The organism is Akkermansia biwaensis, from assembly GCF_026072915.1.
GTDB lineage: Bacteria > Verrucomicrobiota > Verrucomicrobiia > Verrucomicrobiales > Akkermansiaceae > Akkermansia > Akkermansia biwaensis.
Map to the genome: position 1 here is coordinate 3,063,603 of NZ_AP025943.1, position 24,623 is coordinate 3,088,225.

General features: G+C 55.8%; 23 protein-coding genes. 10 read left to right on the top strand and 13 right to left on the bottom strand.

The window, feature by feature from the left end; translation table 11 throughout:
• Positions 1-87 precede the first annotated feature (87 nt).
• Genes OQH67_RS12610 through OQH67_RS12625 form a run of 4 tightly spaced genes read right to left on the bottom strand, consistent with a single transcriptional unit; the run spans position 88 to position 3,092 of the window.
• Positions 88-969: a hypothetical protein gene (locus OQH67_RS12610; RefSeq protein ID WP_215435097.1), complete on the bottom strand. Its 882-nt coding sequence runs from the start codon at positions 967-969 to the stop codon at positions 88-90.
• Entirely contained in the window at positions 962-1,243 is a 282-nt protein-coding gene (locus tag OQH67_RS12615; protein ID WP_215435096.1) for a Bbp19 family protein, read from the bottom strand. Before OQH67_RS12615 ends, OQH67_RS12610 begins: the two co-directional genes overlap by 8 nt.
• Positions 1,240-2,877, bottom strand: coding sequence for a portal protein (locus OQH67_RS12620; protein WP_215435095.1), 1,638 nt, complete (start codon positions 2,875-2,877; stop codon positions 1,240-1,242). The genes OQH67_RS12615 and OQH67_RS12620 overlap by 4 nt, the downstream gene beginning before the upstream one ends.
• Positions 2,878-2,885: 8 nt before the next feature.
• The gene (locus OQH67_RS12625; RefSeq protein WP_067573031.1) at positions 2,886-3,092 is read right to left on the bottom strand and encodes a hypothetical protein; all 207 of its coding nucleotides are present in this window, start codon (positions 3,090-3,092) and stop codon (positions 2,886-2,888) included.
• Between the two features lie 322 nt (positions 3,093-3,414).
• On the opposite strand from OQH67_RS12625, the gene OQH67_RS12630 reads away from it, so the two are divergent.
• From OQH67_RS12630 to OQH67_RS12640, 3 genes are read left to right on the top strand one after another with little or no spacing between them, the layout of a single operon-like run.
• On the top strand, positions 3,415-4,035 hold the full coding sequence (locus tag OQH67_RS12630) for a phage connector family protein (protein ID WP_067573029.1): 621 nt from the start codon (positions 3,415-3,417) through the stop codon (positions 4,033-4,035).
• A gap of 50 nt (positions 4,036-4,085) precedes the next feature.
• A complete protein-coding gene (locus OQH67_RS12635) occupies positions 4,086-4,379 on the top strand; it encodes a MarR family winged helix-turn-helix transcriptional regulator (RefSeq protein WP_215435094.1) in 294 nt (97 codons plus the stop codon).
• The gene (locus OQH67_RS12640; RefSeq protein WP_215435093.1) at positions 4,376-4,633 is read left to right on the top strand and encodes a hypothetical protein; all 258 of its coding nucleotides are present in this window, start codon (positions 4,376-4,378) and stop codon (positions 4,631-4,633) included. Before OQH67_RS12635 ends, OQH67_RS12640 begins: the two co-directional genes overlap by 4 nt.
• A 500-nt stretch (positions 4,634-5,133) precedes the next feature.
• On the opposite strand, the gene cas2 is transcribed toward OQH67_RS12640, so the two are convergent.
• Positions 5,134-5,424, bottom strand: a complete 291-nt coding sequence (cas2, locus tag OQH67_RS12645) for a CRISPR-associated endonuclease Cas2 (protein WP_067573023.1) — start codon at positions 5,422-5,424, stop codon at positions 5,134-5,136.
• Between the two features lie 13 nt (positions 5,425-5,437).
• A complete protein-coding gene (gene cas1, locus OQH67_RS12650) occupies positions 5,438-5,836 on the bottom strand; it encodes a CRISPR-associated endonuclease Cas1 (protein WP_257226998.1) in 399 nt (132 codons plus the stop codon).
• 126 nt (positions 5,837-5,962) lie between these two features.
• On the opposite strand from cas1, the gene cas3 reads away from it, so the two are divergent.
• From cas3 to cas7c, 4 genes are read left to right on the top strand one after another with little or no spacing between them, the layout of a single operon-like run.
• Positions 5,963-8,338 (top strand): CRISPR-associated helicase Cas3', encoded by a 2,376-nt coding sequence (gene cas3 / locus OQH67_RS12655; RefSeq protein WP_215458876.1) that lies wholly within the window; start codon positions 5,963-5,965, stop codon positions 8,336-8,338.
• A gap of 12 nt (positions 8,339-8,350) precedes the next feature.
• Positions 8,351-9,067, top strand: coding sequence for a type I-C CRISPR-associated protein Cas5c (gene cas5c, locus OQH67_RS12660; RefSeq protein WP_215435090.1), 717 nt, complete (start codon positions 8,351-8,353; stop codon positions 9,065-9,067).
• Positions 9,024-10,895, top strand: a complete 1,872-nt coding sequence (gene cas8c, locus OQH67_RS12665) for a type I-C CRISPR-associated protein Cas8c/Csd1 (protein WP_215458877.1) — start codon at positions 9,024-9,026, stop codon at positions 10,893-10,895. The genes cas5c and cas8c overlap by 44 nt, the downstream gene beginning before the upstream one ends.
• A 20-nt stretch (positions 10,896-10,915) precedes the next feature.
• Positions 10,916-11,779 carry a type I-C CRISPR-associated protein Cas7/Csd2 gene (gene cas7c / locus OQH67_RS12670; RefSeq protein WP_215435088.1) on the top strand — a complete coding sequence of 288 codons (864 nt, stop codon included), beginning with the start codon at positions 10,916-10,918 and terminating at the stop codon, positions 11,777-11,779.
• 204 nt (positions 11,780-11,983) lie between these two features.
• Here the strand turns inward: cas7c and OQH67_RS12675 are convergent, their stop codons facing one another.
• The 5 genes from OQH67_RS12675 to OQH67_RS12695 all read right to left on the bottom strand — a co-directional run bounded on the left by OQH67_RS12675 (position 11,984) and on the right by OQH67_RS12695 (position 16,745).
• A complete protein-coding gene (locus OQH67_RS12675) occupies positions 11,984-13,528 on the bottom strand; it encodes a glycine--tRNA ligase (RefSeq protein WP_251828171.1) in 1,545 nt (514 codons plus the stop codon).
• 114 nt (positions 13,529-13,642) lie between these two features.
• Positions 13,643-14,278: a YdcF family protein gene (locus OQH67_RS12680; RefSeq protein WP_215720042.1), complete on the bottom strand. Its 636-nt coding sequence runs from the start codon at positions 14,276-14,278 to the stop codon at positions 13,643-13,645.
• A 70-nt stretch (positions 14,279-14,348) separates the two neighbouring features.
• Positions 14,349-15,128 carry a CPBP family glutamic-type intramembrane protease gene (locus OQH67_RS12685; protein ID WP_215435085.1) on the bottom strand — a complete coding sequence of 260 codons (780 nt, stop codon included), beginning with the start codon at positions 15,126-15,128 and terminating at the stop codon, positions 14,349-14,351.
• A gap of 12 nt (positions 15,129-15,140) precedes the next feature.
• Positions 15,141-16,310 (bottom strand): aminotransferase class I/II-fold pyridoxal phosphate-dependent enzyme, encoded by a 1,170-nt coding sequence (locus tag OQH67_RS12690; RefSeq protein WP_215435084.1) that lies wholly within the window; start codon positions 16,308-16,310, stop codon positions 15,141-15,143.
• A 27-nt stretch (positions 16,311-16,337) separates the two neighbouring features.
• The gene (locus OQH67_RS12695) at positions 16,338-16,745 is read right to left on the bottom strand and encodes an Lrp/AsnC family transcriptional regulator (RefSeq protein ID WP_231863920.1); all 408 of its coding nucleotides are present in this window, start codon (positions 16,743-16,745) and stop codon (positions 16,338-16,340) included.
• Positions 16,746-17,132: 387 nt separating this feature from the next.
• On the opposite strand from OQH67_RS12695, the gene OQH67_RS12700 reads away from it, so the two are divergent.
• Positions 17,133-20,642 (top strand): DEAD/DEAH box helicase, encoded by a 3,510-nt coding sequence (locus OQH67_RS12700; protein WP_251828172.1) that lies wholly within the window; start codon positions 17,133-17,135, stop codon positions 20,640-20,642.
• A gap of 144 nt (positions 20,643-20,786) precedes the next feature.
• Here OQH67_RS12700 and OQH67_RS12705 read toward each other — a convergent pair whose 3' ends face one another.
• Together OQH67_RS12705 and OQH67_RS12710 are read right to left on the bottom strand one after the other, a co-directional pair.
• Positions 20,787-21,164, bottom strand: coding sequence for an ApaG domain-containing protein (locus OQH67_RS12705; protein ID WP_215435082.1), 378 nt, complete (start codon positions 21,162-21,164; stop codon positions 20,787-20,789).
• Positions 21,165-21,179: 15 nt separating this feature from the next.
• Positions 21,180-22,070: a hypothetical protein gene (locus OQH67_RS12710; RefSeq protein WP_215435081.1), complete on the bottom strand. Its 891-nt coding sequence runs from the start codon at positions 22,068-22,070 to the stop codon at positions 21,180-21,182.
• A gap of 134 nt (positions 22,071-22,204) precedes the next feature.
• Between OQH67_RS12710 and OQH67_RS12715 the strand changes: the two genes are divergently transcribed.
• Both OQH67_RS12715 and OQH67_RS12720 read left to right on the top strand, forming a co-directional pair.
• Positions 22,205-23,716: a cellulose synthase family protein gene (locus tag OQH67_RS12715; protein WP_215435080.1), complete on the top strand. Its 1,512-nt coding sequence runs from the start codon at positions 22,205-22,207 to the stop codon at positions 23,714-23,716.
• Between the two features lie 9 nt (positions 23,717-23,725).
• Complete coding sequence (locus tag OQH67_RS12720) at positions 23,726-24,577, top strand: L,D-transpeptidase (protein ID WP_215435079.1); 852 nt, start codon at positions 23,726-23,728, stop codon at positions 24,575-24,577.
• Positions 24,578-24,623: the final 46 nt, after the last annotated feature.

The window sequence follows — 24,623 nt, forward strand, 5'->3', positions numbered from 1 at the left end:
GATGAAAAACTGACATTAAGCCCGGCGGAAGTTCCCCTTCCGCCGGGCTTGTTTTATCCGGCTGCGGCGTTCCGCGCACCGGAGCCGTTACCGGGAAGTCAGGCGGTCATACAATTCATTGGCGTACTTGTGATTGGGATGGTTCACGCTCATGTATGCCTCATAGAGGGGATGGGAGGGGTCCGACTCCATCCGCATGGCTTCCTCAGCCGGGGAGGGAGCGGCTGCTCCCGCCTGATGGAGGGGCGCCTCATCCAGCAGGCGGGAAACCTGGTACAGCAAGCGGATGACGTCCGGATTGGAACCCAGGGCCGGATTATCCAGAAGGGCGTCCGCATCCACACCCGTTTCCGAGGCCAGGCGCTGAAGGGCCGCCGTGGCCCTGCCCATGTTGCGCTCGTAGCTGCCGCCCCATTCGTTCTGCAGGGACTGTTCCGCCTGGGTTTCCTGTTCCATCTGCTGTTCCTGCACCTTTTCCCTGGCCTCCTGGTAGGCCTGCGCCATCGTGTCCTGCAGGGCATTCATGGCTTCCGGAGGAACACCGTAGCGGTAGGCGGCGCGGGCCATGCGTTCCGCCAGTTCAGGGTTCCATTCCTCTTCCGGCATGGTTTCCGGACGTTCCAGGCAGTAGTCTTCTTCGGAGTCAGGCAGGCCGGCCATTTGGCGGAAACGCGCCATTTGTTCTTCATTATCCACCCCCGGATAACGCCGCAGGCGTTCCAATTCCGTGTAGCTCCGGGCCAGGGCTTCCGGAGTCTTGAATTTGGCCAGGGATTTTTCCGTGCCTTTCAATTCCTCAAACCGGGAATACCATTCCGGAACAAAGGAACCATCTTCCCCCAACAGGCCGGACGAATGGGGAGTAGCAGGAATGGAGCCGGCAGGGGATTCCGCCTCAAGGGGCGCGGCTGAGGAAAAATCCGCATCCCCGGCGGGTGCGGCGGCATTGGTGTCTATGGAATCAATCATTTTTGTTTTCTGTTGTGGATTCTTTAAGGGCTAGCTGGAGCTGGCGGCGGATGTACAGGAATACCTCCCTGTACGCATCGCGCCTCATGGCGTCCAGGGGATCGTAATTCCCCGGACTGCCTTGAAAAACGGGCAAATCAGTCTGGAAGCGAGCTTCCAGAAAGGAGAGGATGTCGCGGCCGTCCGGCGTATCAAACACGCGGAGGAGCTGCCGCCTTTTAAGGCGGGCCTCCTTCAGGGAGGTCTCCTGCTGCAAGATGGTATCCTGGTTCATTCCTGAATGGCTGTTAATTGGCTGAGTAACGGATCAAGGGAGGCGTAAGGGTCCTCCTCCCCGGCAGGTTCCTGTTCTGCGGCCTGCTGCAGGGCCTGGCGCCGGCGCCGCATGGCCTGAACGTCCGCCCAGGGTTTCAGCATGCTTTCCGGGGCTCCCTCCACCCGTGCGGAGAGGCGGAAGCAGGCGTCCCAGTCCACGTGATCCGCCAGATCCGGAGCCGCCTGCATCATCATGTTCAGGCGCTGCAGGCTGCGGTCCATGCCTTCGTTCTGCAAACGCCGCAGCACCAGGGCTATTTTGGACTGGTAAACCACCCTGGGTTCGCCCACCTGCATGGTGCCGTCCCGCCCCTGCCTCAGAACAGCGCGGGGCGGCCTGGGGAATTTGCCCATGCGGAACAGGAGGGAAAAGATGCGCGCCATGGTGGAATACAGGTCGCTCACGAACAGGGTGAAAGACGGGGAGAACATGAGCACGCGCTCGTTTTCCCGGGCCATTACTTCCGTGGCGGTCATGCTGCCGTGGTGGCCGCTCCACAGTTCCAGCATGGGCAGGTAGTAGGCCCGCTTGATGGCCTCCTGCTTCTGGGCCAGGCGGTCCATCCCTATGTCGTACCTGCCCTGCGTGGCCCATTCCCGCGGCAGATGGAGGGAGGCGGCCTCCGGCGTAATCACCGTTCTGCCGCCAGCCCTCAGGTCCACCTCCCCGATCTGGCTGGCCAGTTCCAGAATGCGGGGGAAGGCGGCTACCTCTCCCAGCGTGTCCAGAATACGGTTCAGGAACTGCGCCTGCTGGATGGCGGGAAAAACCAGCCTGCCGGGAGCCAGCCCGTACGGGCCGTTTCCCCATTTCAGGAACCGGGTGACCAGGTACGGAAATTCCATGTACCCCCCTTCCTCCACGATCACCTGGTCGTCCAGAGACAGGTAAACGCTTTCAAACGGCATGTGGGACGCCTGCACCCTGCGGCGGCTGCGCCGGGTGCGCGGACGCACCACGTGAAGAAACCTCAGGGAAGTGGCATACGGATTGCCGCCGCGTTCCAGCACTTCCCGCGCCCGAGGGCCGAGGGCCTTGAGCCCGAACATGCTGCGTGCCTGATGAGCCGTGAACGTAAATTCTCTGACGTAGGTGTCCACCCTTCCCTCCGCATTCTCCGCGCAGGCGAATTGTCCGCAGGGGATGTTCGTGAACAGCAGCCGCCCGTCCGCGGACGTTCCGGTAAAAAGGCTGCCCGTTCCCAGAGCCACGCGGTCCAGGAAGCATTCGTGAATCTCCGTGTAGAAATTGGATACGGAGAGTTCCTTCAAGGCGACCTCCGAGCACTGGTTGTACCACGCTTCCGCCTCGTCCCCGCCCTGGTCATCCGGAGCGGACCACTTGAACCACACGTCATGGCTGGGGGTGATGTAGGACATATGGCCGCTGGCGAGCTTCTGGCAGGCCTCCACGGCGGTCGTGTCCGTCATGCGGTCCATGGCGTCCCGGCTGGGGAGGGAAACCTCCCCCTCCCGGTTCAGGCGCCTGGGCAGTACATAGTCCCGGAGCCGGTCCCACCAGGTCTCCCAGGGCGCGCGCTGGGCGGCCAGGGCCTTATACACGGAAGTCAGTTCCGCAATTCGTTCTTCCATGGCGGTGATTATCCCAGTGTTTTTCTCAGCAGGGTCTTCGGGTTGACATCCTCCTGCCCTCCGGCGGTACCGCGCCGCGCCAGAATGGTGGAAATCATTCCCTGCCTCTGGCGTTCCCTGGCCTGATAATCTTCTCCCACTTCCGCACCCACGCTCTCCGCCTTGACCGGGATGGTCTGAACGGGAGCCGGGGTGGAAGGTGTGGACGGTTTCATGAATCCCATAATATCTTCTTTCTCTGTATTTTGTTATTTACCGTTCCGGTCATGGCAGGACGGCCTGGGCCGACTGCGGGATATTCCGTCCGGCAGTCCATAAAACGGCCTGCCCTTGAAAACACCCCGTTCCCCGCATCCGGAAGGAACGCTATGCCGCCTGCCGAACGGTTCCGGCCGGCGGATGCCCCTATCCAATAATGGAATTCATATAAAATGCATCCGGGGAAGCCCGGAACACATACCTGCCACCGATGGCACAAAAGAGGCGCCAGCCAAACATGATGCACCAGCAAAAATTTTCCGCCAATCATGGGGTGCTATGACAAATGAATCCACTCTTCAGCCGGATACACCGTCCGCACTGGATATATGCAATGCCGCACTATCCAAAATCGGGGAGGCTCCGCTGGACGCCCTGATTGCCAATGAATCTACAGCGTCCCGCCTTTGTGTCCTGCATTACCATCCGGCCCGCAGGGAAACACTCTGCATGGCCCGGTGGACGTTCGCCACCGTGCAAATCACGCTGGACTCCGTTTCCGCCCAGGCCCCCAATTCCCTGACGCCCTATCAATTCACCCTGCCGAAAGACTGCCTGCGCGTTCTGGACGTGGAATGCACGGAATGGAAAATGCAGGGCCGCCGCATCCTTGCCTCCCGGGCGCCGCTGCGGATGAGCTACATCGCGGACATTGAAGACGCGGAACAATTCGATCCCCTCTTCATGGACGCCCTGGCGACGCGCCTGGCGGAAAAACTGGCCATGCCCATGACGGGAAATCAGAGCCTGCGCCAGAATCTTCACCAGGAATTCCACAAGATCATTCTTCCGCAGGCCGCCACGGTCAACGCCGTTCAATCCTTCTCCAACGACTCTCACCCTCTGTTGGACCTCTTGAGAAAAATCAAGTCCCCACGCAATCCGGAAGACTGTGAATAACTTGAGAATAACAAGTGAATAATATCCAAAAAACCTGTGAATAAAAACTCATGAAAGCCCTGGACTTCATCCAAATATTCGCTTCCAACGTACGCAGGATGGACTTCCGCCTCAGCAGCGCGCAAGTCATTCTGGCCATCATTGCCGGGTACCGGCGGCACAGCACCATCACGGAAACGACGCGGCTGCACCCCAACACCGTTACAAACATTTTGCAGGACCTCATCGCGCAGGGTTACGTGGAGCGCTTCGGGGACTGCCGTCCCTATGTCTACCGCTCTACAGAGAAAGGCAGGCAACTGGCCGGAAACCTGCTGGACAAACAAACACAGCCGGACTCATGAACGATCCCCTGCTCAGCACGGAAGAAAAACGCCGCTGGCTTGCCCGTGTCTTCCGGGATACAGACGGAGAATACTCCCAGGCGGACAAATTCAAAGCCCTGGTGGAAGACACCAAACTAGCCGCCCTCCAGCAGGAAGAAGAGGAATTCAAACGCCAGAGTGAAACAGGAACCGCAGTGCAGGACCCCCTGCTGGCCCTGCTCCGTTCCCTGCCGCCCGCCGAACTCAACCCGAAAGATCGTCCCATTCTCTGACTCCTGCGGCAGAAAACAAAAAAGCACCCCGGACTTATCTGGTCCGGGGTGCTTTTTAATCATCGTACAAGTCAGCCGGCCCTCCTTGCGGAGAGCGACTTGATAGGCGGGCGCATGTGCTGGTAATCAGTGGGTTTCAATCCACGCCCTCCTTGCGGAGAGCGACACGGACATTACTCCGACGGCGATTCCTACGGATGGTTTCAATCCACGCCCTCCTTGCGGAGAGCGACCTCACAAGCTACTTCCCGCATCCAAAATAGAGTGGTTTCAATCCACGCCCTCCTTGCGGAGAGCGACTGCCTCAACGGTACATGTTGTTAATCAATCATGCAAGTGAGGCTTTGCGCCAACTTCACGAAGACGGCACATCACATACCGTCTTCTCTTCATCATACTTGGTTGTCAATCTGCGTTTTCCAATGTCTTACAAGAATCGCCGACCTCCCGGCAATTTGATGTAAGCTTGGGGTTGGCGCAAAGGCCATGTCAAACAGCACTCAAATGATCAACGGCCCGGAAATGTCATAGCTCTTTTCCTTGCCTAATTGTTCGATTTTGTGATGCCAATTGGACCCCATGTGGTAAATCCGGAGGCTGTCGCTGTCCTGATCAATAATTTTAAGCAACTTGCTCCTGATGTCAACCAATTGGGCCGGAGAGACCTCGCATTCAAACACGGAATTCTGTACTCTCTGCCCGATGTTTTCACAAGCACGGGCAACCCGCCTCAGGCGGCGCTGGCCGGCCTTGTCTTCCGTAACAACATCGTAGGTGATGAGAATATACATGGAGAGAAAGCATTTATTTGCCAATAAACGGAGGATAACAATCCATATCCCCGCGCAGATGGCGCGCCAGCAACAGCGCCTGAATATGGATCAGCAGTCCCAGCGTGGTTTTCTCCTGGAGGAAGGGATGAACCAGAACGGTTTTCTTGCGTTCCTGCCATGCGGTCAGAACTTTTTTACGGGAATCCTCCTTCAAAAAGACGGCTCCGGATTCTTCCCTGTCAAAGTCGTCTGAAGATATCTGCCTGCGGTTAATCAGAGTCAAGGCCAGACGGTCCGCCAAAGGAGCCCGGAATTCTTCCATAAGGTCCAATGCCATGCCAGGGCGTCCCGGACGATCGCGGTGCAGAAACCCTGCAGCCGCGTCAATTCCGGAGCTTTCCATAAAAAACAAACAACCCATTGATAACAAAATATTAATATTTTATTACAATTCATAAAAAGACGCTTCTGAATGTGCCGGAAAACACCATACGGAGAAAAGCTTTTCACCATCTTAATCACCGCAGGAGGGAAGAGGGAACTGAAAATAATTTAGTTGATCACCCTGAAATTATTTGTTAAATATAAATATAATATGGATATTGCTCACCGTCAGGAACAATCCGGAGAAGAAGAACCCCTCCATACGGAGAAGGAAGATACAAGCCGTATCAAAGGCCACTTGAATCGCGTTTCTGAATTGGCGGAGCAATTTGCATCAGAGCTTTCCTTTTATCGTCCAGAAGAATGGAGGAAATGGGGAAAATTGATTGGACTATGGCATGATGTAGGCAAATATTCCCGTGAATTCCAGTGCTATATCCGCAGTAAGATTCAGGGCAGATATAATCATTCAACCGCCGGTGCGCTTCATGCGGTCCATCAATTCCCAGTCTCCGGGGATTTGATGGCTTACGCCATAGCCGGCCATCATGGGGGCATGCCGAACGGGACCGATCTTTTCGGAGAGAGAATGAAAGAGGATATACCGGAATGGGAGAAATACGTTCCCAAGAGCGTATTGAATGCCGGATGTGAAAAACTCTTTCCCCTTGTCCGGTTTTCTTCCCAGGAAGAGATGCACCGCAGCCTAGGTTTCTCTCTGGCGATGCAAGTACGCATGTTGTTCTCCTGTTTGGTCGATGCAGATTTTCTCGCCACAGAGGCGTTCATGAATCCCGTCCGGAGCAAGGAACGTGCCTGCTGGCCGGAAAATATTTTGGAACGGATGAGCGCAGTCCTGGAAGAGTATCTTTCCAATAAAGAACAGGAGGCCCGAACCGTACAGGAAATATCCGGAAATATTTCCGACTTGAGGGCCAGGATACACAAACGTTGCCTGGAACAAGGAGAAAAACTGCCTAGGGGCGTTTATCGGCTGGATGTTCCCACTGGCGGAGGAAAAACGCTTTCCTCATTGAGCTTTGCATTGAAACATGCATGTACCCGTCATTTGAACCGCGTTATTTACGTGATCCCGTACACAAGTATCATCGACCAAACTGCAGAAGAGTTTCGCAAGGTCTTTACCGATTTGTCCGCAGAACTTGGGGAGGAATGTGTTTTGACACATCACTCAGGTCTCGCTCCTGAATTGGATTCCGATACCATCCGGTTAATGAGTGAAAATTGGGATGCTCCTCTCATTGTGACAACGGGTGTGCAGTTGTTCGAATCCCTGTTTTCAAATAAACCGTCGCGCTGCCGCAAGGTTCATCGCTGCGGAAATGCCGTGCTGGTTTTCGACGAGGCCCAAACCCTGCCATCAGGTTTATTGTCCCCGTGTCTTGAAGCCATGAAATGCATGAACCGGGATTACGGGAGCACGCTTGTGCTGTGCACGGCCACACAACCGTCTTTTGAACGCAATGATGATTTTCCAATAGGCTGGAAACAGGAAGACGTTCAAAGTTTACTTGGGGAAACATTGGAACGCGAATTAAAAACCAACATGCGGCGCGTGAAGGTTGTACGGTTGCCGGAACACCTTTCCTGCTCGGAGCTGGTAACGCACTATGGCGCGGCAAAGGAGAGAAGCTCTGTGCTGATGATTGTCAATACAACTCGCCATGCCCAGGAATTATACAAGAGCATGCGGGCCGTAGCGGATGACGATTCCCTCTACCACTTGTCAGCAAGAATGGTTCCCAAACACCGCACTTTGGTGCTGGATGACGTCCGGGAACGATTGAAGGAGGGAAAAAGAGTCGTTTTGATAGCAACCCGCGTCGTTGAAGCGGGAGTCGATCTTTCTTTTCCTGTCGTATACAGAGCCCAGGCGGGTCTGGATTCTCTGGCCCAGGCGGCTGGACGTTGCAACCGCCACGGGGAATTTTCCGAAGGAGGAACGGTTTATTCGTTTGAGTCGGCAGACTTTCCCATCCCTTCCAGGCTGAAAGACATGGAAGCCGCCTCTACCGCAACGCGAGACGTATGGAAGAAGGGATGCGATGTTTTTGACGACAAGGTCATTTCGTCTTTTTTCCAATTGTATTACGACAACCGGAAAATCCAAACGAACACGTGGGATGAATGCCGGGTTTCTTCAAAATGCAAAGTTAATATGAATTCCCTGAATGGATTCAGAACCATTCAGTTTAAAGACCTGGCCGAACAATTTCACATGATTCCCCCCGGCCAGCGAGAAGTTGTACTTGTTTTCGGCGATGAGCAGGAGTACATTCTGAAAGAATTGAAAAAATTGGAAAGTCTCCCTGAATTCAGCCGTTATCCAAACCGGGAATTGAGAAGGAAAATTGCGCAATATACGATACAAGTGTATGACAACGAATATAACATTATGCGGCAAAAAGGAATTATGGAATCCTATGCGGAAGGCTCCGTTGAAGTTGTTACCGATATGAAGAATGTTTATGATATGAATATTGGTTTTTTACCGATGGCGGATTATGATTCGCTCCATTGTAATTAAGTATATTAAGAAATGAGTAAAGGTTTTAAATTGCGCGTATGGGGTGATTACGCCTGTTTCACTCGCCCGGAGTTGAAGTCTGAACGCGTTTCCTATGAAGTGATGACTCCGTCGGCAGCCATAGGCATTCTGTCGGCAATTTATTGGAAACCGCAAATATGCTGGCGCATCGACAGAATCCACGTCCTGAACCCGATTTATACCATTCAAGTGAGAAGGAATGAACTGGAAGGGAAAATACCCTCCCCAAAGGCAGCTCTCATCAAAGAGGGAGGGGAAGCAGAACTCGGCATTTATATTGAAAAGGACAGGAAGCAACGGGCTTCTACGATTCTCAAGAAGGTAGATTACGTTATCGAAGCGCATTTCGATCTTTGCCACAGGAATGAGGAAGACAAACTTCATGCCGAAGCCAAGCACGCAGAAATTTTTCACCGGCGCGCCTCCCGCGGTCAATGTTTCCATCAGCCCTATTTCGGCAACCGTGAATTTCCTGTCAATTTTGAACTTCTGGAAGATGACTTTATTCCCGAATCCCATTTGCCAGAAGATCAAAAGAACCGCCCGCTAGGCATGATGCTCCATGAAATTGTCTATATTCCGGACAAAAAGGGAAAAATCAAAAGCGGACTGGATGGAAGCATGCTGACAGCCCGTCCTCATTTTTTCAGGGCGGAATTGAAAGATGGAATCCTGGAAGTTCCTTCACTTCAACAAACTGTATATTGAGATGATTTTACAGGAATTGGCCAAATTGTATGACCGGCTTTCGGATGATCCCGATGCAGAAGTTCCAGGCCGCGGAACAAGTATCCAGAATATCGGATTCCGGATTACTTTGGATGAAGAAGGAACGTTGGTTGGAATTGACGATATTCGTTCCGTCCAGAAAGGCAAGAGCTCCTTGGTGTCCATTCCCATGCAAGTACTGGGTGGTGGCAAGTCTTCCGGGTCAGGATTTAACGCTTCCTTTCTTTGGGACAACTGCGGTTATTTGCTGGGTTTCAAAGGAAATGGCGACGAGAACCCAGGTAGAACGAGAAAAGCGTTTGAAGCCCTACGGGACAAGCATTTGCAGTTTGAAGAACAAATAAGCCATCCTGCCTTTTCAGCTGTCTGCCGGTTTCTGGAACAATGGAATCCCGATAAGATATTGGGTTATCTGAATGACGAGAAACTCTGCCTCTGCAACGGGATTTTCCGGATTCAAGGGAATTCCCGGCACGTGCATGAACTTTCGGAAATCAGGGACTGGTGGCTGAAGCAGGGAGGAATGGAACTATGGAAAGGAGAAGGAGAAGACCAGGAAACCGGAATGTGCCTGGTCTCCGGAAGAATTGCTCCTCTTGCTTTACTGCATGAGCCAGTCATTAAAGGGGTGAGAAATGCTCAAATGTCTGGAGCCAAACTGGTTTCCTACAATTGCGCTTCATTCCTTTCTTACGGAAAGGAAAAAGGCTTCAATGCCCCCGTCAGCGAAGACCGCGCCTTTGCCTATTGCTGCGGTCTGAATTACCTGTTGTCCCGGCAGGAAACTCGCATATTCATGGGGGATGCCACCATGGTGTTTTGGGCGGACGCTCCTGTAGCGGAAATGAATGCGATCATGGCGGAATTTATGGCAGGCATGGTCCCTCCTCATGATTTTTCCCCAAATGCCGTTCCTGTCTCCGCCATGGACGAGAATGTTTTGCAAAAAACGCATGCCCTGTTGAAAAAAATGGTGCAGGGCAAGCTGGGATACGATGACCTATCTTATGGGGATGCACGCTTCTTCATTCTTGGACTTTCTCCCAACTCGACCAGGCTGGCTGTCAGGCTTTGGTATGAGTCCTCCTTTGGGGTTATCATGGAAGCATTGCAGTCCCACTACAGGGACATGCAGTTGCAGCGGCAATGGACGGAAGACAATTCCAGGCATCCGGAACCTTTGTTGCCGTCTCCCTATGCGGTTTTACGGGAAACGGCACGTGAAATGAAGGACGTGTCCCCGCTCTTGACGGGGGCTTACATAAAATCCATCTTTTTAAATAATCCCTATCCGGATTCTCTCCCATTGTCCATCCTGCGGAGAATCAAAGCCGACCGGAAGATATCCTATATCCGCTGTGCCGCTTTAAAGGCATGGCTTGTTCGGCGGCAAAAAAAGCACTTTCAACAACAAACCATTACACCCATGCTGGATATTGAAAATAAACAACCGGGGTATCTCCAGGGGCGTCTTTTTGCGGTTTATGTCAAAACGCAGGAAGACGTCTTTAAAGGAAGAACTCTCAATACGACCATCCGTGACAGTTATTACGCATCAGCCTCCACGTCACCGTGCTTTGTCATGTCTCGTCTGGCGCGGCTTTATTCCCAGCATCTGGGAAAACTGAGCTATCGGGAAAAAATAGCAAGAGAAGAGCTGGTGCAGGAAATTCAGGATAAAGTAGATATAGCTACCCTTCCCAAATTCCTGGACCTGGAACAGCAGGCTTACTTTAATTTGGGATACTACCATCAAATAAACGATTTTTGTAAGAAAAAAGAATCCATACAAACAGAAGAACAATAACAAACAACCTGAGTTAGATCATGAACAAAATTGATTTTATGCTTATTTTCGACGTACTGGACGCAAATCCTAACGGAGACCCTGATGCGGGAAACATGCCTCGCGTCGATGTGGAAAGCAACCAGGGTCTGGTGACGGATGTTTGCTTGAAACGGAAAATCCGCAATTTCATTCAATTGACGAAAAAAGATGTCCCCGGATATGATATTTACATCAAAGAAAAGGCCATTTTGACAAACGAGCAGAAAAGGGCTTACGAAGCATTGGGATTTGATCCGAAAAAACCGGGAGAAAAGGAACGCGACGCCGGGCGCCTCTGGATGTGTAAAAACTTTTTCGATATCCGTACATTTGGAGCAGTCATGTCTCTCAAGGAAGCCAATTGCGGACAGGTCCGCGGCCCGGTACAACTGTCTTTTGCCCGTTCGGTAGATAGTATTATCAGCGCGGAATATGCCGTAACCAGGTGTGCGGTCGCCACGGAAAAAGAGGCCCAGGACCAAAAAGGAGACAATAGAACTATGGGGCGGAAATTTACGGTCCCCTATGCTGTTTACAGCGCACGCGGCACCATGAATCCTTTCCTGGCCGAGCAGACAGGATTTTCCGAGCAGGACTGGCAAACGCTGGTGGAGGCCATGGTCCATTTGTTTGACTTCGATGCCTCTGCGGCCCGTCCGGCAGGTGCGATGGCTGTTCGCAAACTGGTTCTTTTCAAGCACAACAGCCAGTTGGGCAACGCCCCAGCGCACAAATTGATGGATGCTGTTTCCATCACAAGAAAAGCGGATGTGGAGGTAGCCCGATCCTTCAAGGATTACGAGGTGACAATCGACCAGTCTGCCATTCCGGCAGGAGTGACCGTTGAAGTAATTGAAAATTAGTTACTGCTGCTTCATTCTACAGATCATATAATAATGAGGGCGAGCCAGGATTGGTTCGCCCTCATTATTATGGAAAGAAAGGCTCCATGTACGGAATTCCTTCCTGTGTCCAGATTTTCTTTCCCTTCCTTTTCTTTCCGCAAAAAAACCCGGTCCGCAATAGCGGAACCGGGCGAAAGAAAAGATATGAGGAATGCCTGATTTTTACCGCACACGGGCAATGAGCCAGTGCAACAAGTCCTTGACGGCGACGCGTTCCTGTTCCATGGAGTCGCGGTGGCGGATGGTCACCGTGTCTTTGAGGGAAGGATCGTTTTCTCCGAGGGTTTCGAAGTCCACCGTGATGCAGAAGGGGGTGCCCACTTCATCCTGGCGGCGGTAGCGGCGGCCAACGGCGCCCGCTTCATCGTAGAAGACGGTCATCCAGGGCTGGAGGGTCTTTTCAATTTCCCGGGCAATGCGTACCTGTTCCTCGTTTTTCTTGAGGAGCGGGAAGATGGCGGCCTTGATGGGGGCGATACGGGGGACAAAGCGCAGCACCGTACGCACGTCCTTTTTGCCCTTGTCATCCACAAGCTCTTCTTCATCGTAGGCTTCACAGATGATGGCAAGCACGGTCCGGTCGCATCCGGCGGAGGGTTCCACGACATGGGGAATGAATTTTTCCCGCGTTTCTTCGTCGAAGTATTCCAGGGGACGGCCGGAGCCTTTCTGGTGGCAGGTCAGGTCGTAGTCCGTACGGTAGGCGATGCCTTCCAGTTCCTGGATGCCGAAGGGGAATTCGTATTCCAGGTCATAGGTTTTTTTGGAGTAGAAGGCGCGTTCGTCATCCGGCACGTCCAGAATGTGGATGTGTTCACGGGGAACCCCCACTTCGTCATAGAAACTGAGACGCTTTTCCAGCCATTCGTCCACCAGCCTCAGGCCGTCTTCCGGACGGCAGAAATATTCGATTTCCATCTGCTCGAATTCACGGGAGCGGAAGGTGAAGTTGCGCGGATTGATTTCATTGCGGAACGATTTGCCGATCTGAGCGATCCCGAACGGCAGTTTCACGCGGGAACTGTCCAGAATGTTTTTGTACTGGCAGAAGATGGATTGAGCCGTTTCCGGCCGCAGCCATCCGGTGGCATTGGGATCGTTTTCATCGGAGGTGGCCCCAATGGTCGTTTTGAACATGAGGTTGAATTCGCGGGCTTCCGTCAGCAGGGAACCGTTGGCGGGGTTGTACATGGTGGAGTCCGTGACGGGTTCCATACGCTCTCCCTGAAGCTCGATTTCCTTGTGGGATACGTCCTTGCCGGCCAGCTGCGCGTAGTACTGGGCCGCGGTTTTGCGGGCCTTGTCCGCCTGTTTTTCAGTTTCCACCAGCACGGAGTATTCCTTTTCCATGTTCCAGGAACCGTCCTTTTTCGCGGCTCCCGTGTAGAAGAACCCCATGCCGCTCTGGGCCGGCACCTGGTCGGCGCGCAGGCGTTCCTTGGTCAACAGGCAGTCGCACATCGGGTCGGAGAAGCCGCCCACGTGGCCGGAGGCCACCAGCACGGAGTTGTGGGTCAGGATGGAGCCGTCCATGCCTACCACGTCGTCACGTTCCTGGACGGTTTTGCGCCACCAGTATTCTTTGAGGTTGCGCTTGAGCTCCACCCCCATGGGACCGTAGTCCCAGCAACCATTCAGACCGCCGTAGATTTCGGCTGCCTGGAAAATGAAACCTCGCCTTTTGCAAAGGCTTACAATTTTCTCCATTCGGGCGGGATCTGTATTGGTTCTGTCTGCCATGATTGAATATAGGTTGGGTTGGCTGTGCGGGGGTATTGATGACCTCAAACGGAGGGCAGTGAAAGCAAAAAGCGTGTCTTCTCAAGAATTCCAGGGGAGGGGAATGTTCCTGAGCAGCTGGGAGTCATAACCCGCTTCCACCAGCGTGCGGAAGGCTTCCATCGCTTCCGGAGTTACAGGTTGCTCCGTGGAGAATCCCTGCCGCGGGTATTCCAGGATTCTCTGGAAGTCCCCCACCATGGCGGAGACAACCAGCTCCTGCGGCAGTTCCGCGGTCAGATATCCCCGAAAAGTGACGGGAGGGGAGCTGACCGCCACCCGCGCTTCCGGCCACTGGGCCTGGAGCGTAGCCAGCGTCCGCCGTTCCATGTAGGGCTTTTGCAGGGCGATGAGACTGACAGGCTCCCCGATTCCCGCCCGTTTCAGCACTTCCCGTGAGAAGCGGACATTTTCCCCGGTGTTGGTGGATTTGTTTTCTATCAGGATGCAGTTTTCCGGAACGCCCGCTTTGATGGCCGCCTCGGCAAAGAGTTCCGCCTCCGGGACGGCCCAGCCTCCCGTAAAGCGCCCCATGCCGCCGGAAAAAAGGATGACCGGAGCCAGATGCCGCTTATAGAGCTCCGCCGCATATTCCGCCACGCGTACGTCATTGCTGCCAAGCACGAAGATGAGGTCAGCCGGGCGGAGCTCCTGCCCGACGTGATGGTAGTTCCACAAGATTTCTATGGCTTCATCCGGAGTCATCGCGCCTGTGTACTCAAGATTGGTCTCTCTGTAAATGCCGGATTCACCACAGTCCGCATTTGCCCCATTCCAGCGCGGCCCAGCCCAGCAGGGCATTGGCCACGGCGTGCATCACGATGACGGCGCACAGGTTTTTCTGCCAGACGGCGAGCAGATACGCCAGCGAGCCGTAGATGAAGGCGCCGCAGTAGTCCACGGGCTGGTGCACGGCCATGAAGCAGAGCGTAGTGATCCAGTACGCTTTCCAGGAGTGCGTGCCGAACGGGACTTTCCACGGATGGTCGGGGTTGACCAGGAAGCGCATGAGGTATCCGCGCCAGAAGAGTTCCTCCACCACGGCCACCACGATGACGGCGCGGAAGAACCGCAGTGCCAGAGCCGTCAGCCAGCTCCAGGATCCCGGAGCAAAGACCGCCGAAGGATCAAATCCCTCCGGACGGGCGTCGATTCCCAGCAGATAACGGTACCAGGGCCATTCCGGATGGCCGAACCACGCATCGGGGCCTCCCGGCAGGCGGTCCGCCGCCATGGTGGGGGCCAGCCAGCACAGGATGCCCAGCACGCCGAAGAGGATTCCCCACGCCGCAGGCTTTCCTTTCCAGTCCCAGTCCACGGATTTTCTCCACCAGAGGAACAGAATGAAGCAGACAACGGCCTGGAGCGGGTAGAGCCATTGCTCAGGAGCCCTTCTCCACCACGCAGCAGCCGGGTGGTCCCATTCCAGGAAGGGGCCGCCGAATTGCCAAAGGAGGGTGAATCCCATGAATACCGCGAACGGCGCCACATACGCCTTCGTTTTCTGGTACTCCAGGTCGGAGTTCATGAGAAGACCGGGTCAGGAGAGTGTCTTGACGAAGCGCTCCATGCGGTTGCAGGCTTCCTTGATTTGATCGTAGGCCGTGGCATAGCAGCAGCGCAGGAAACCCTCCCCGCTTTCTCCGAAGGCGGTCCCCGGCACGGCCGCCACTTGTTCCTCCATCAGGAGGCGCGTAGCGAATTCCTTGCTGCTGAGCCCGAATTTGGAGATGTCCGGGAAAACGTAGAAGGCACCGCCGGGCATATGGCAGTCCATTCCTATTTCATTGAACCGCTTCACCAGGTAGTCACGCCGCTGGCGGTAGCTTTCCCGCATCTTGAGCATGGCATTCGTGCCGTTTTCCAGTGCCTCAATGGCCGCTTCCTGCGAGGTGATGGGCGCGCAGAGCATGGAGTACTGGTGGATTTTCATCATGGCGGAGATGAGGGGCTCCGGCCCGCAGGCGTAACCGAGGCGGAATCCCGTCATCGCAAAGGCCTTGGAGACGCCGTGCAGCAGCAGCGTGCGCTCCCTCATGCCCGGCAGGGCGGCAATGGAGACGTGCGGCTTGCCGTCGTACCGCAGTTCGCTGTAGATTTCATCCGTCAGCACAATGAGATCGTGCTTGATGCAGATGCGCGCGATTTCCTGGAGGGTTTCCACGGGAGCCACAGCCCCGGTCGGATTCGTGGGGAAGTTGAGCATCAGCACCTTGGTTCTGGGGGTGATGGCGGCTTCCAGCACGGCCGGATTGAGGGCAAAGAGGTCCTGCTTGCTCGTAGGCACGGCGGTAGCCACGCCGTAAGCCATCCTGACGCTGGGCGCGTAGGAGACGTAGCAGGGTTCGTGGTACAGTACTTCATCCCCCGGATTCAGGACGGCGCGGAGAGCCAGGTCAATGGCTTCACTGACGCCCACTGTCACCAGCACTTCGTTCAGCGGGTTGTAATCCACATGGAAGAAACCGCGGACGTATTTGACAATGGCCCGGCGCAGGGATTCCAGGCCGTAGTTGGAGGTGTAGGAGGTATGGCCTTTTTCCAGGGAGTAAATGGCGGCTTCCCGGATGTTCCACGGCGTGACAAAGTCCGGTTCCCCGACGCCCAGGGAGATGATGTCCGACCTGCCCGTGACCAGATCAAAGAATTCACGGATGCCGGAACGGGGTATGGAGCCTACCTGCTCCGCAATTTTATTCTGCCAGTTCATGATGTTTCCTTTCTTGACGGCAGAGGCTTACGGCGCAACGACGAGGCGCTCCGTCTGCGCGGGCGCTTCAAAGATGCAGCCGTTTTTCTTGTAGGTTCTCAGATGGAAGTGCGTGGAGGTAGAGAGCACCCCTTCCAGCGTGGAGAGTTTTTCCGCGACAAACCGGGCAATGTCCCGCATGCTTTTGCCTTCCACCAGGACGAGCAGGTCGAATCCTCCGCTAGCCAGATAGCAGGAGGACACTTCGTCAAAACGGGAGATGCGCATCGCCAGGCGGTCGAATCCGCCGTCGCGTTCCGGAGTCATCTTTACTTCGATGAACGCCGCCACCTTGTTGTCGTGTTCGTATTCCTCATTCACCACGGCCTGGTAGCCCACGATCAGCCCTTCTCGTTCCCATTGCTCGCGCTGGGCCCGCACGGCTTCTTCAGTCATGTCGAGACGTTCGGCCAATTCGCCATCGCTCAAGCGCGCTTGAGTCGCCAATAACTGTAAAAGAGGTGCGGAGGACATAAATTTTCAGAGATAAAAGACTCTTTTGAAGCGGACGTGTCAAGGATACATATTCCGGAAGGATGACATTATACTATCCCCTACCATTTTATTCAAGTTCGTCATTTGAAGAGGGGATCATGCCTGTAAAAAAGGAACGTCATTGCTATCAACATCATAAGAAGTGTTTCAAACATTCGTTAGAATTAATTTCAGAGAATAGTTGCTCTAATCTACCTTTTGTGCCATAATAAAGTGCATAGACCTATAGCGTCCTTTTCCCGGGAACGCTGGACACCAATTTTTATATGACAGTCTGACATTATGAGCATGGCACTTAATCCTGACAGGGCTACCCTGAACTTTCTCAATGCCTTCCCGGAAGAAATCCGGCTGCGCGGTGAAAAGCTGCAAAAAGACGGAGCAGTTACACAAATTTTCGGCAATCATTTATATATTCAGGGCCGTGTGGAAGACACGCACGGCGTCCACCGGGTGAACCTCCGCCTTCAGGGGAACAGATGGTTCGGAGCATGTTCCACGGAAGACGAGGATCTGGCGGGCGCCGCCATGTACGCCACCATGTTGGAACGCATGTACCGCGGCCAGGACCTTCCGGAGTCCCCCAACGAGCTGAACGACGTTCCCCTGCTGGACATTCTGGAAGAGAAGCTGGGCCGGGAGCTGGACGACAAGGAGGCTGATTACGTAGGCAAGCTGGAAAAGCGCTACCGCCGTTTCGCCATTGAGCAGGAAATCCATGACCACGACATGGTACGCCTGAATCCACGGTGGGAAATCACCACCTATGATCCGCTGGAGCTGTGGCCGGTTCCGCCGACGAATATTCTGGAGTTCTGGAATTACATCGCCTATGCCTTCAACAAGAGGCGCCTGCCCTATCCGGAGTTCATGGAGAGCATCACGGACCTGGAAAAGGTGCAGCACAAGATTCACGAGTGGGAACGTTCCCGGGAAGTGGGCACTTGGTATGACCGCATCCAGTCCGTCAACGAACGGCCGCCCCAGCCTCCGCGCGGCGAGCTGTTCATGCGGCTCGTCTCCACCATCAACGAGGGTCACTTCGAGTACCGCCATTCCCTGAAGCAGGACTGGATTCCCGTCCGGGAAAAACAGGACCTGGAACATCTGGAAAACCTGCATGAACGCGCCGCCGTGCGCATGGACGCCCAGACGGAAATCCTGCTGGTGTCCCTGGCCGATTACGCCCATGAGGAAGACGCCCTGACGCTGGACCTGGACCAGGAGGCCGCCTGCGCCCTGATGAACAAGCTTTTCCACCAGCCCGCGCTGAAGGGGTATCTGGTGAACCTGGATGAGAATTATTTCAAAGTGGTGGACGAACCGCTCAAGTGGGTCTGCCAGGACGATCCCATCGAGCCGGACTGCTACGCGCTTCAGCTCGTCACTTCCTCCGGCATCAACGTTTCCCACTCCGTCAGGCAGCTTCCCGGCCAGCAGGAATTGTACCAGTCTGACGAAACCGTTTTCCCCGGCCCTCCCCGCTGGCTGGAGAGCACGGAAGTGGAACCCCGCTATTCCATCCCCAAGCAGGTTATCGACAGCCTGGAAGGCGTGGAATTCCTCCGCAAGATCGGGGCTACCCTGCCCCCCAGCATGGAGGACCGCGTGGTGGACATCGACCTGCGCGGCAGCTTTGACATGAAGATCGTGCGCGGCCTCACCTCCGCGGAAACGGAACACGTGCTGTGCGAAGTGACCGCCACGGACGCTTCCGGCTACCGCACGGAAAAACTTGGCAAGGACGGCTGGGAAGTTGCTCATCAGGAACCCATGCGCAATAAGGCGCTCCTGCGCTTCATCCGTGAACACCTTTACCCCATCCCCGGTCTGCTGGAGGACATGGGTTTCTCTTATGATCCGCAGGTGGGGGCCTTCAAGGCGCGCGTCACGCGCCAGTTCCCTGAAAAGTTTGCGGAATGGGCCAAGCACCTTCCTGAAGAGCTGACCGTGAACATGGATGAAAAGCTCAAGACGCTGCTGGCGGACCCGGTGGCGGCGGCCGTCCGGTTCGAGGTAGTGAACCAGGAGATCGACTGGTTCGACCTCCGCATCGTCATCGACGTGGAGGGTGTCCAGCTTTCCAAGGAACAAATCCGCGCCCTGGTGGCCGCCAGAGGCGGCTACGTCCGCATGGACGACGGCGGCTGGATGCGCCTGGAAATCAAGCTGGACAACGACCAGCGCGACGCCGTTACCCGCCTGGGCCTGGACCCCTTCGACCTTTCCGGGGAAACCCACCGCATGCACGCCATGCAGCTCGCGGACCCCAAGGCCGCGGAAGTGTTCGACCCGAAGGCATGGAAACGCATCAAGGACCGTACCGCGGAAATCCAGATCGACGTCAAGCCGGACGTTCCCAGCCAACTTCAGGCCACCCTGCGCCCCTACCAGATCGACGGCTTCCACTTCCTGGCCTATCTGGCCACGAACGGGTTCGGCGGCATTCTGGCGGACGACATGGGCTTGGGCAAAACCATCCAGTCCATTACCTACGTTCTGTGGCTGCGTGAGGAATACGCACGCAAGAACAAGTCCAGGAAAAAGCTCGCCGTTCCTCCGGTGCTCATCGTGTGCCCCAAATCCGTGCTGGACGTATGGGCGGGGGAAACGGAGAAATTCGCCCCCGGCGTGCGCGTTCTCGTCATCCGCAGCAAGGACCAGGCCAATCTGGAGGACATCAACAAGAATTACGACATGGTCGTGGTCAACTACGCCCAGCTCCGCGTCTGCGGAGAAACCCTGAACCAGATCAAATGGCTCACGGTCATTCTGGACGAAGGCCAGCAGATCAAGAACCCGGATTCCAAGGCCGCCAAGGCCGCGCGGGACATCGTTTCCTACAACCGCCTCGTCCTCTCCGGCACGCCTATTGAAAACCGCCTGCTGGACATGTGGTCCCTCATGGCTTTCGCCATGCCCGGCGTACTCGGCTCCCGTTCCTACTTCAAGAAGAGGTTCGACAAACGCAAGGACCCGCAGAGCCAGAACCGCCTGGCCGCCCGCCTGAAGCCTTTCCTGTTGCGCCGTACCAAGTCCCAGGTGGCAAAAGACCTGCCGCCCAGAACGGAAGAGGAAGTGTACGCCAAGATGGAAGGCATCCAGAGCCAGCTTTACAAGGCGGAACTGCGCCGCATTCAACAAGCCCTGCTCGGCCTGGATTCAGACGAATCCGTGAAGAAGAACAGCTTTGCCATTCTTCAGGGCCTCATGCGCCTGCGCCAGATTTGCTGCCATCCCGGCCTGGTGGACCCGAAGTACGCCAAGGAGGACAGCGCCAAGATGACCGCCCTGTTCTACCTGCTGGACCAGCTCCGGGAGGAAGGGCACAAGGTGCTCGTCTTTTCCCAGTTCGTTTCCATGCTGGAAATCATCAAGAATCGCCTGGAAGCGGAGAACCGTCCGCTCAACTACCTCACGGGCCAGACCAAGGACCGCCGCGGGGAAATCGAAAAGTTCCAGACGACCAAGGACCCGTCCGTCTTCCTTCTTTCCCTGAAAGCCGGGGGCGCCGGCCTCAACCTGACTTCCGCCTCCTACGTCATTCTGTACGATCCGTGGTGGAACCCGGCTGTGGAAAGCCAGGCCATCGACCGTACGCACCGCATTGGCCAGAAGAACAAGGTAATCGCCTATCGTCTTCTGACGAAGGATTCCGTGGAAGAGAAAATCCGCATCCTCCAGCACCAGAAGAACCAGCTGGTTGCCAACGTGCTTGGAGACGAAGGCTTCACGTCCAGCCTCGGCATTGACGACCTGAACTTTATCCTCAACCACGGGGACGACGAGGAAGGTTAAAGCGGTCCGGCACTGCCGGATGGAAGTGGTCCATGATGAAAGACCAGAAAAAGGGCAGGATTCCTATTCCCGCCCTTTTTTCATCATCGGTTTTGGCACTGTTTCAGCGGCATGGCCGCTGAAATGTCCATTCGCCAGGCAGCATCACCAAGTCAGACTGACGGGGTCCGTATGGTAGAGCACGCCGCCCTCGTCCCGGACAAGAAGGGTGAGCTGGATGCGCGCGGGAAGACGGAGCATCTGAAGGCCGTTGAAGGCGAAAATCTGCCCCTGGCACAGCAGGGGGCGGGAACCGAAGAGTTCATCCCCCTCAATGACCTGCGTGCCGTCCTGGTGGGAACGGACGGTCCATTTTTTGCCGATGATGCGCACGGCCCCGTCCCCCATGTTGCGGATGCTCACATTGTAGGGCACGGGGATGCGCCCGTCGTCGCCCGCCATTTGCTGCAATTCCTGATCCTGGGAATACAGATTGCGCGGAGAAAGACGCACGTCCAGGCTCGTCAAGAGGGGAAGCACCATAAGGAACAGGGAGAGTTATGATTCCGCGGGCGCCAACGCCGCCTTCATCAATTTCAGCGTCGTCTTGCGCAGGGCTTCCACTCCCGCCTTCGTGGGCTTGGCTCCGGGTGCCAGCGTCATCTGCTCCTGCAACGTGGTCAGCAGTTCCATGATTTTGCCGATGTCCCGGCGTTCCTTCATTTCCGGCTCCACTCCGTCCAGAATGTAATGGAAGTATTCCGGCACGTCCGGCTGAAAAATGACTTTGGCCTTGTCTTCGGAGAATTTGTTGTCCAGGGCCGCCGTAGCGGCATCCAGCGCCCGAATCCAGCCGCCCAGGCCGATCAGGTTAGCCATGTCGGAATCACGCAGGGAGGCAAGCTCCTGCTCCACGTCGGACTGGATCAGGGCCAGGTTGTTCTTGAAACTGCCCAAATCGCCGTCCTCCGCATTTTTCAGCAGGCTGGCGGCGTGGCGGTTTACGCGCTCTCCGGCACCTATCGCCTTCGCGTAGTTGGAGAGGTCCAGCGCAATGGGCTTCACTTCGTTCATCTTGCCGCACTGCACGATGACAAAGCCGTCCGCCATCATTCCTCCCAGTTGAAGTGCCAGTGAGCAGCGGTCCATCGGCGGCCGTTCCGGACGCGGACGCAGGGCCGCGTTTTCCGGGATTTCCGGCAGTCCCTCCAGGTCTTCAAAAATCTTGCGGATGGACGGGGCGGTAAATTCGTTGATTCCCAATTCCTCATTCATATGGGAGTCGTCCAGAAGGCGCTCCGGAATGGCCGGCTGGGACTGCCTGTCAGGCTGCGGAAGCTGGATGTCCAGCACGGTGCCGTCCCTGTCAGGCACTTCTTCCCCGGGATCGGCAAATGCCATTCCCCCCGTCACGGATATGGCCGCGGCCAGCAGATAAAATCTCTTCATAACAATATTCAAAAAGGTTAGGCAAAACTGAATATGTCTTGACTCTCGGCTTATGGTGTCTTATACGGGCGTCGCGTCAAGGAAATCCCTTGCGTCTGACGCAAAAAGGATATTGAACAACCCATCCGCCCTGCATGAACTACAATTTTATCTGGCTCTTGTGCTATCTTCTGGTCCTCGTAGGCCTCGCCGGCTACGGTTTTCACCGCCTCACCATCGTTTACCTTTACTGGAAGAACCGCAACAACAAGCCGCAGCCCAAATCCCGCTTCCGGGAGCTTCCCGTGGTCACGGTCCAGCTTCCCATGTTCAATGAAAAGTTCGTTGTGGACCGCCTTCTGGAATCCGTCGCCGCCCTGGATTACCCCAAGGACAAGCTGGAAATCCAGATTCTGGACGATTCCACGGACGATACGACGGAACAGTGTTACCGGAAGGTGGAGGAATTGAAGTCCCGCGGCTTTGACGCCGTCTGCATTCACCGCACGGACCGCACCGGTTTCAAGGCCGGAGCGCTGGAAGCGGCCACCAAGGTGGCCAAGGGGGAATTCCTGCTGATCCTGGACGCCGATTTCGTCCCGGAACCCGACCTTCTGCAAAAGACCATTCATTATTTCACGGATGAGGGCGTCGGCCTCGTCCAGACCCGCTGGGGCCATATCAACCGGGAATACAACCTGCTTACCCGCATCCAGGGCATGTACCTGGACGGCCACTTCGCCATGGAACAGACGGCCCGCAACCGTTCCGGACGCTTTTTCACGTTCAACGGCACTGCCGGCATCTGGCGCAAATGCGTGATCGGCGACGCAGGCGGCTGGTCCCACGATACGCTGACGGAAGACATGGACCTTTCCTACCGCGTCCAGCTCAAGGGATGGCGCTTCATTTACCTGAACGACGTGGTAACCCCCGCGGAACTTCCCGTGGACATGGACGGATTCAAGTCCCAGCAGCACCGCTGGACAAAGGGCTCCATCCAGGTCTGCCAGAAGATACTGCTGGACATCTGGCGTTCCAAGGCTCCGTTGAAGGCCAAGGTGGAGGCCACCACCCACCTTACCTGCAATTATTCCTACCTTCTTCTGGCCCTGCTCTGCTTCCTGGTGTACCCCATCTGCACGCAGCGCATCCCGGAAAATGAAACGGTGGTCATGTGGTTCGTGAACGTGGCCCTGTTCTTCCTGACCAGCGTGGCCGTCTGCATCTTTTATATGAGCGCCCAGATCGTGGTGCGTCCCAAGTCCTGGTGGAAGGAACTTCCCTACCTGCCTCTTCTGCTCACCCTGAGCGTGGGCATGGCGGTCAATAACGCCAAAGCCGTTCTGGAAGCCATCTTCGGCCACCAGTCCGCCTTTGTCCGCACGCCCAAGTACGGCGTGGAACAGAAGGAAAACAGGCAGCATGTCTCCCAGCTCAAGCGCAACGGGTACAAGGCAATCAAATCCGTCGTCATTCCCGTGCTTGAAATCGCCTGCGGCACTTTCTTCCTGAACTTGATCATCCTGATGATACGCCAGGGCCACTATATTTCCCCCATCCTGATGATTCCCTTCCTGGGATTCTATTACACCGGGTTCTGCTCCCTGGGCCGCATGATTTCCAATCTGATGCCCGCCCGGCAAACCGCCAAAGCCAAGAACTAGCCGCCTCCCATGCCTGCGCCTCTCTCGCAAGCACGCCTGATTCAACTGACCGCCGCCGCTGTTGCGGTGCTCGGCACCCTCGTTTCCTGCACCGGCAGGGACTACCAGCCTACCGCCATCGTCAAGGACGGCGTGGTCGTCAGCGTCCGGGACCAGAAAATGGCCGTCATGCGCGGCGGCAAGGTCGTAAAGACCTACCCGGTCAGCACCTCCAAATTCGGTCTCGGCGACAGCAAGGGAAGCTGCCGCACTCCGCTGGGCGCGCACCGGATTGCCGCCAAGATAGGGACAAACCAGCCCAAGGGCATGGTGTTTAAAAGCCGGAAGCCCACCGGGGAATGCGTGGCGCCGAATTCTCCGGGCCGCGACCCCATCGTCACGCGCATCATGTGGCTGAAGGGCGTGGAATCCCGCAACCGGAACGCCTATTCACGCCTGATCTATATTCACGGAACGGCTGAGGAACGCACCATCGGCACCCCCGCCTCCTACGGCTGCATCCGCATGAAGAGCGACGACGTGTACGAAGCTTTCAACCTGGTCAACACCGGAGACCCCGTGGTGATTGAACGCTGCTCCATCAGCGCCTCCCTGAAAGCGCTGGAAGAGGCGGAAAGAATGCAGAACACCCCCCTTCTGGTCATGGCCCCCGCCCCGGCGGCCGCAGAGCCCCACAATACGGCTTCCCTGGTTTCCTACCGCCACCGGTCTTCCCGCCCCCCTGCCGTGGCCCTGACGCACAAGCAGACCACCGCCAAAAAGAAGGCCGTCTCCCGGACTCACACCGTACAGTCCCGCAAGGCGAAAAGCGGCAAGTCCGCGTCCCGCTCCTTCAAAACATCGCGGTCCCGCCGCGGCTGATTTTTCTCCGCCCGGCTTCCTTCCTCTCCCGGCATGCCTGACACGG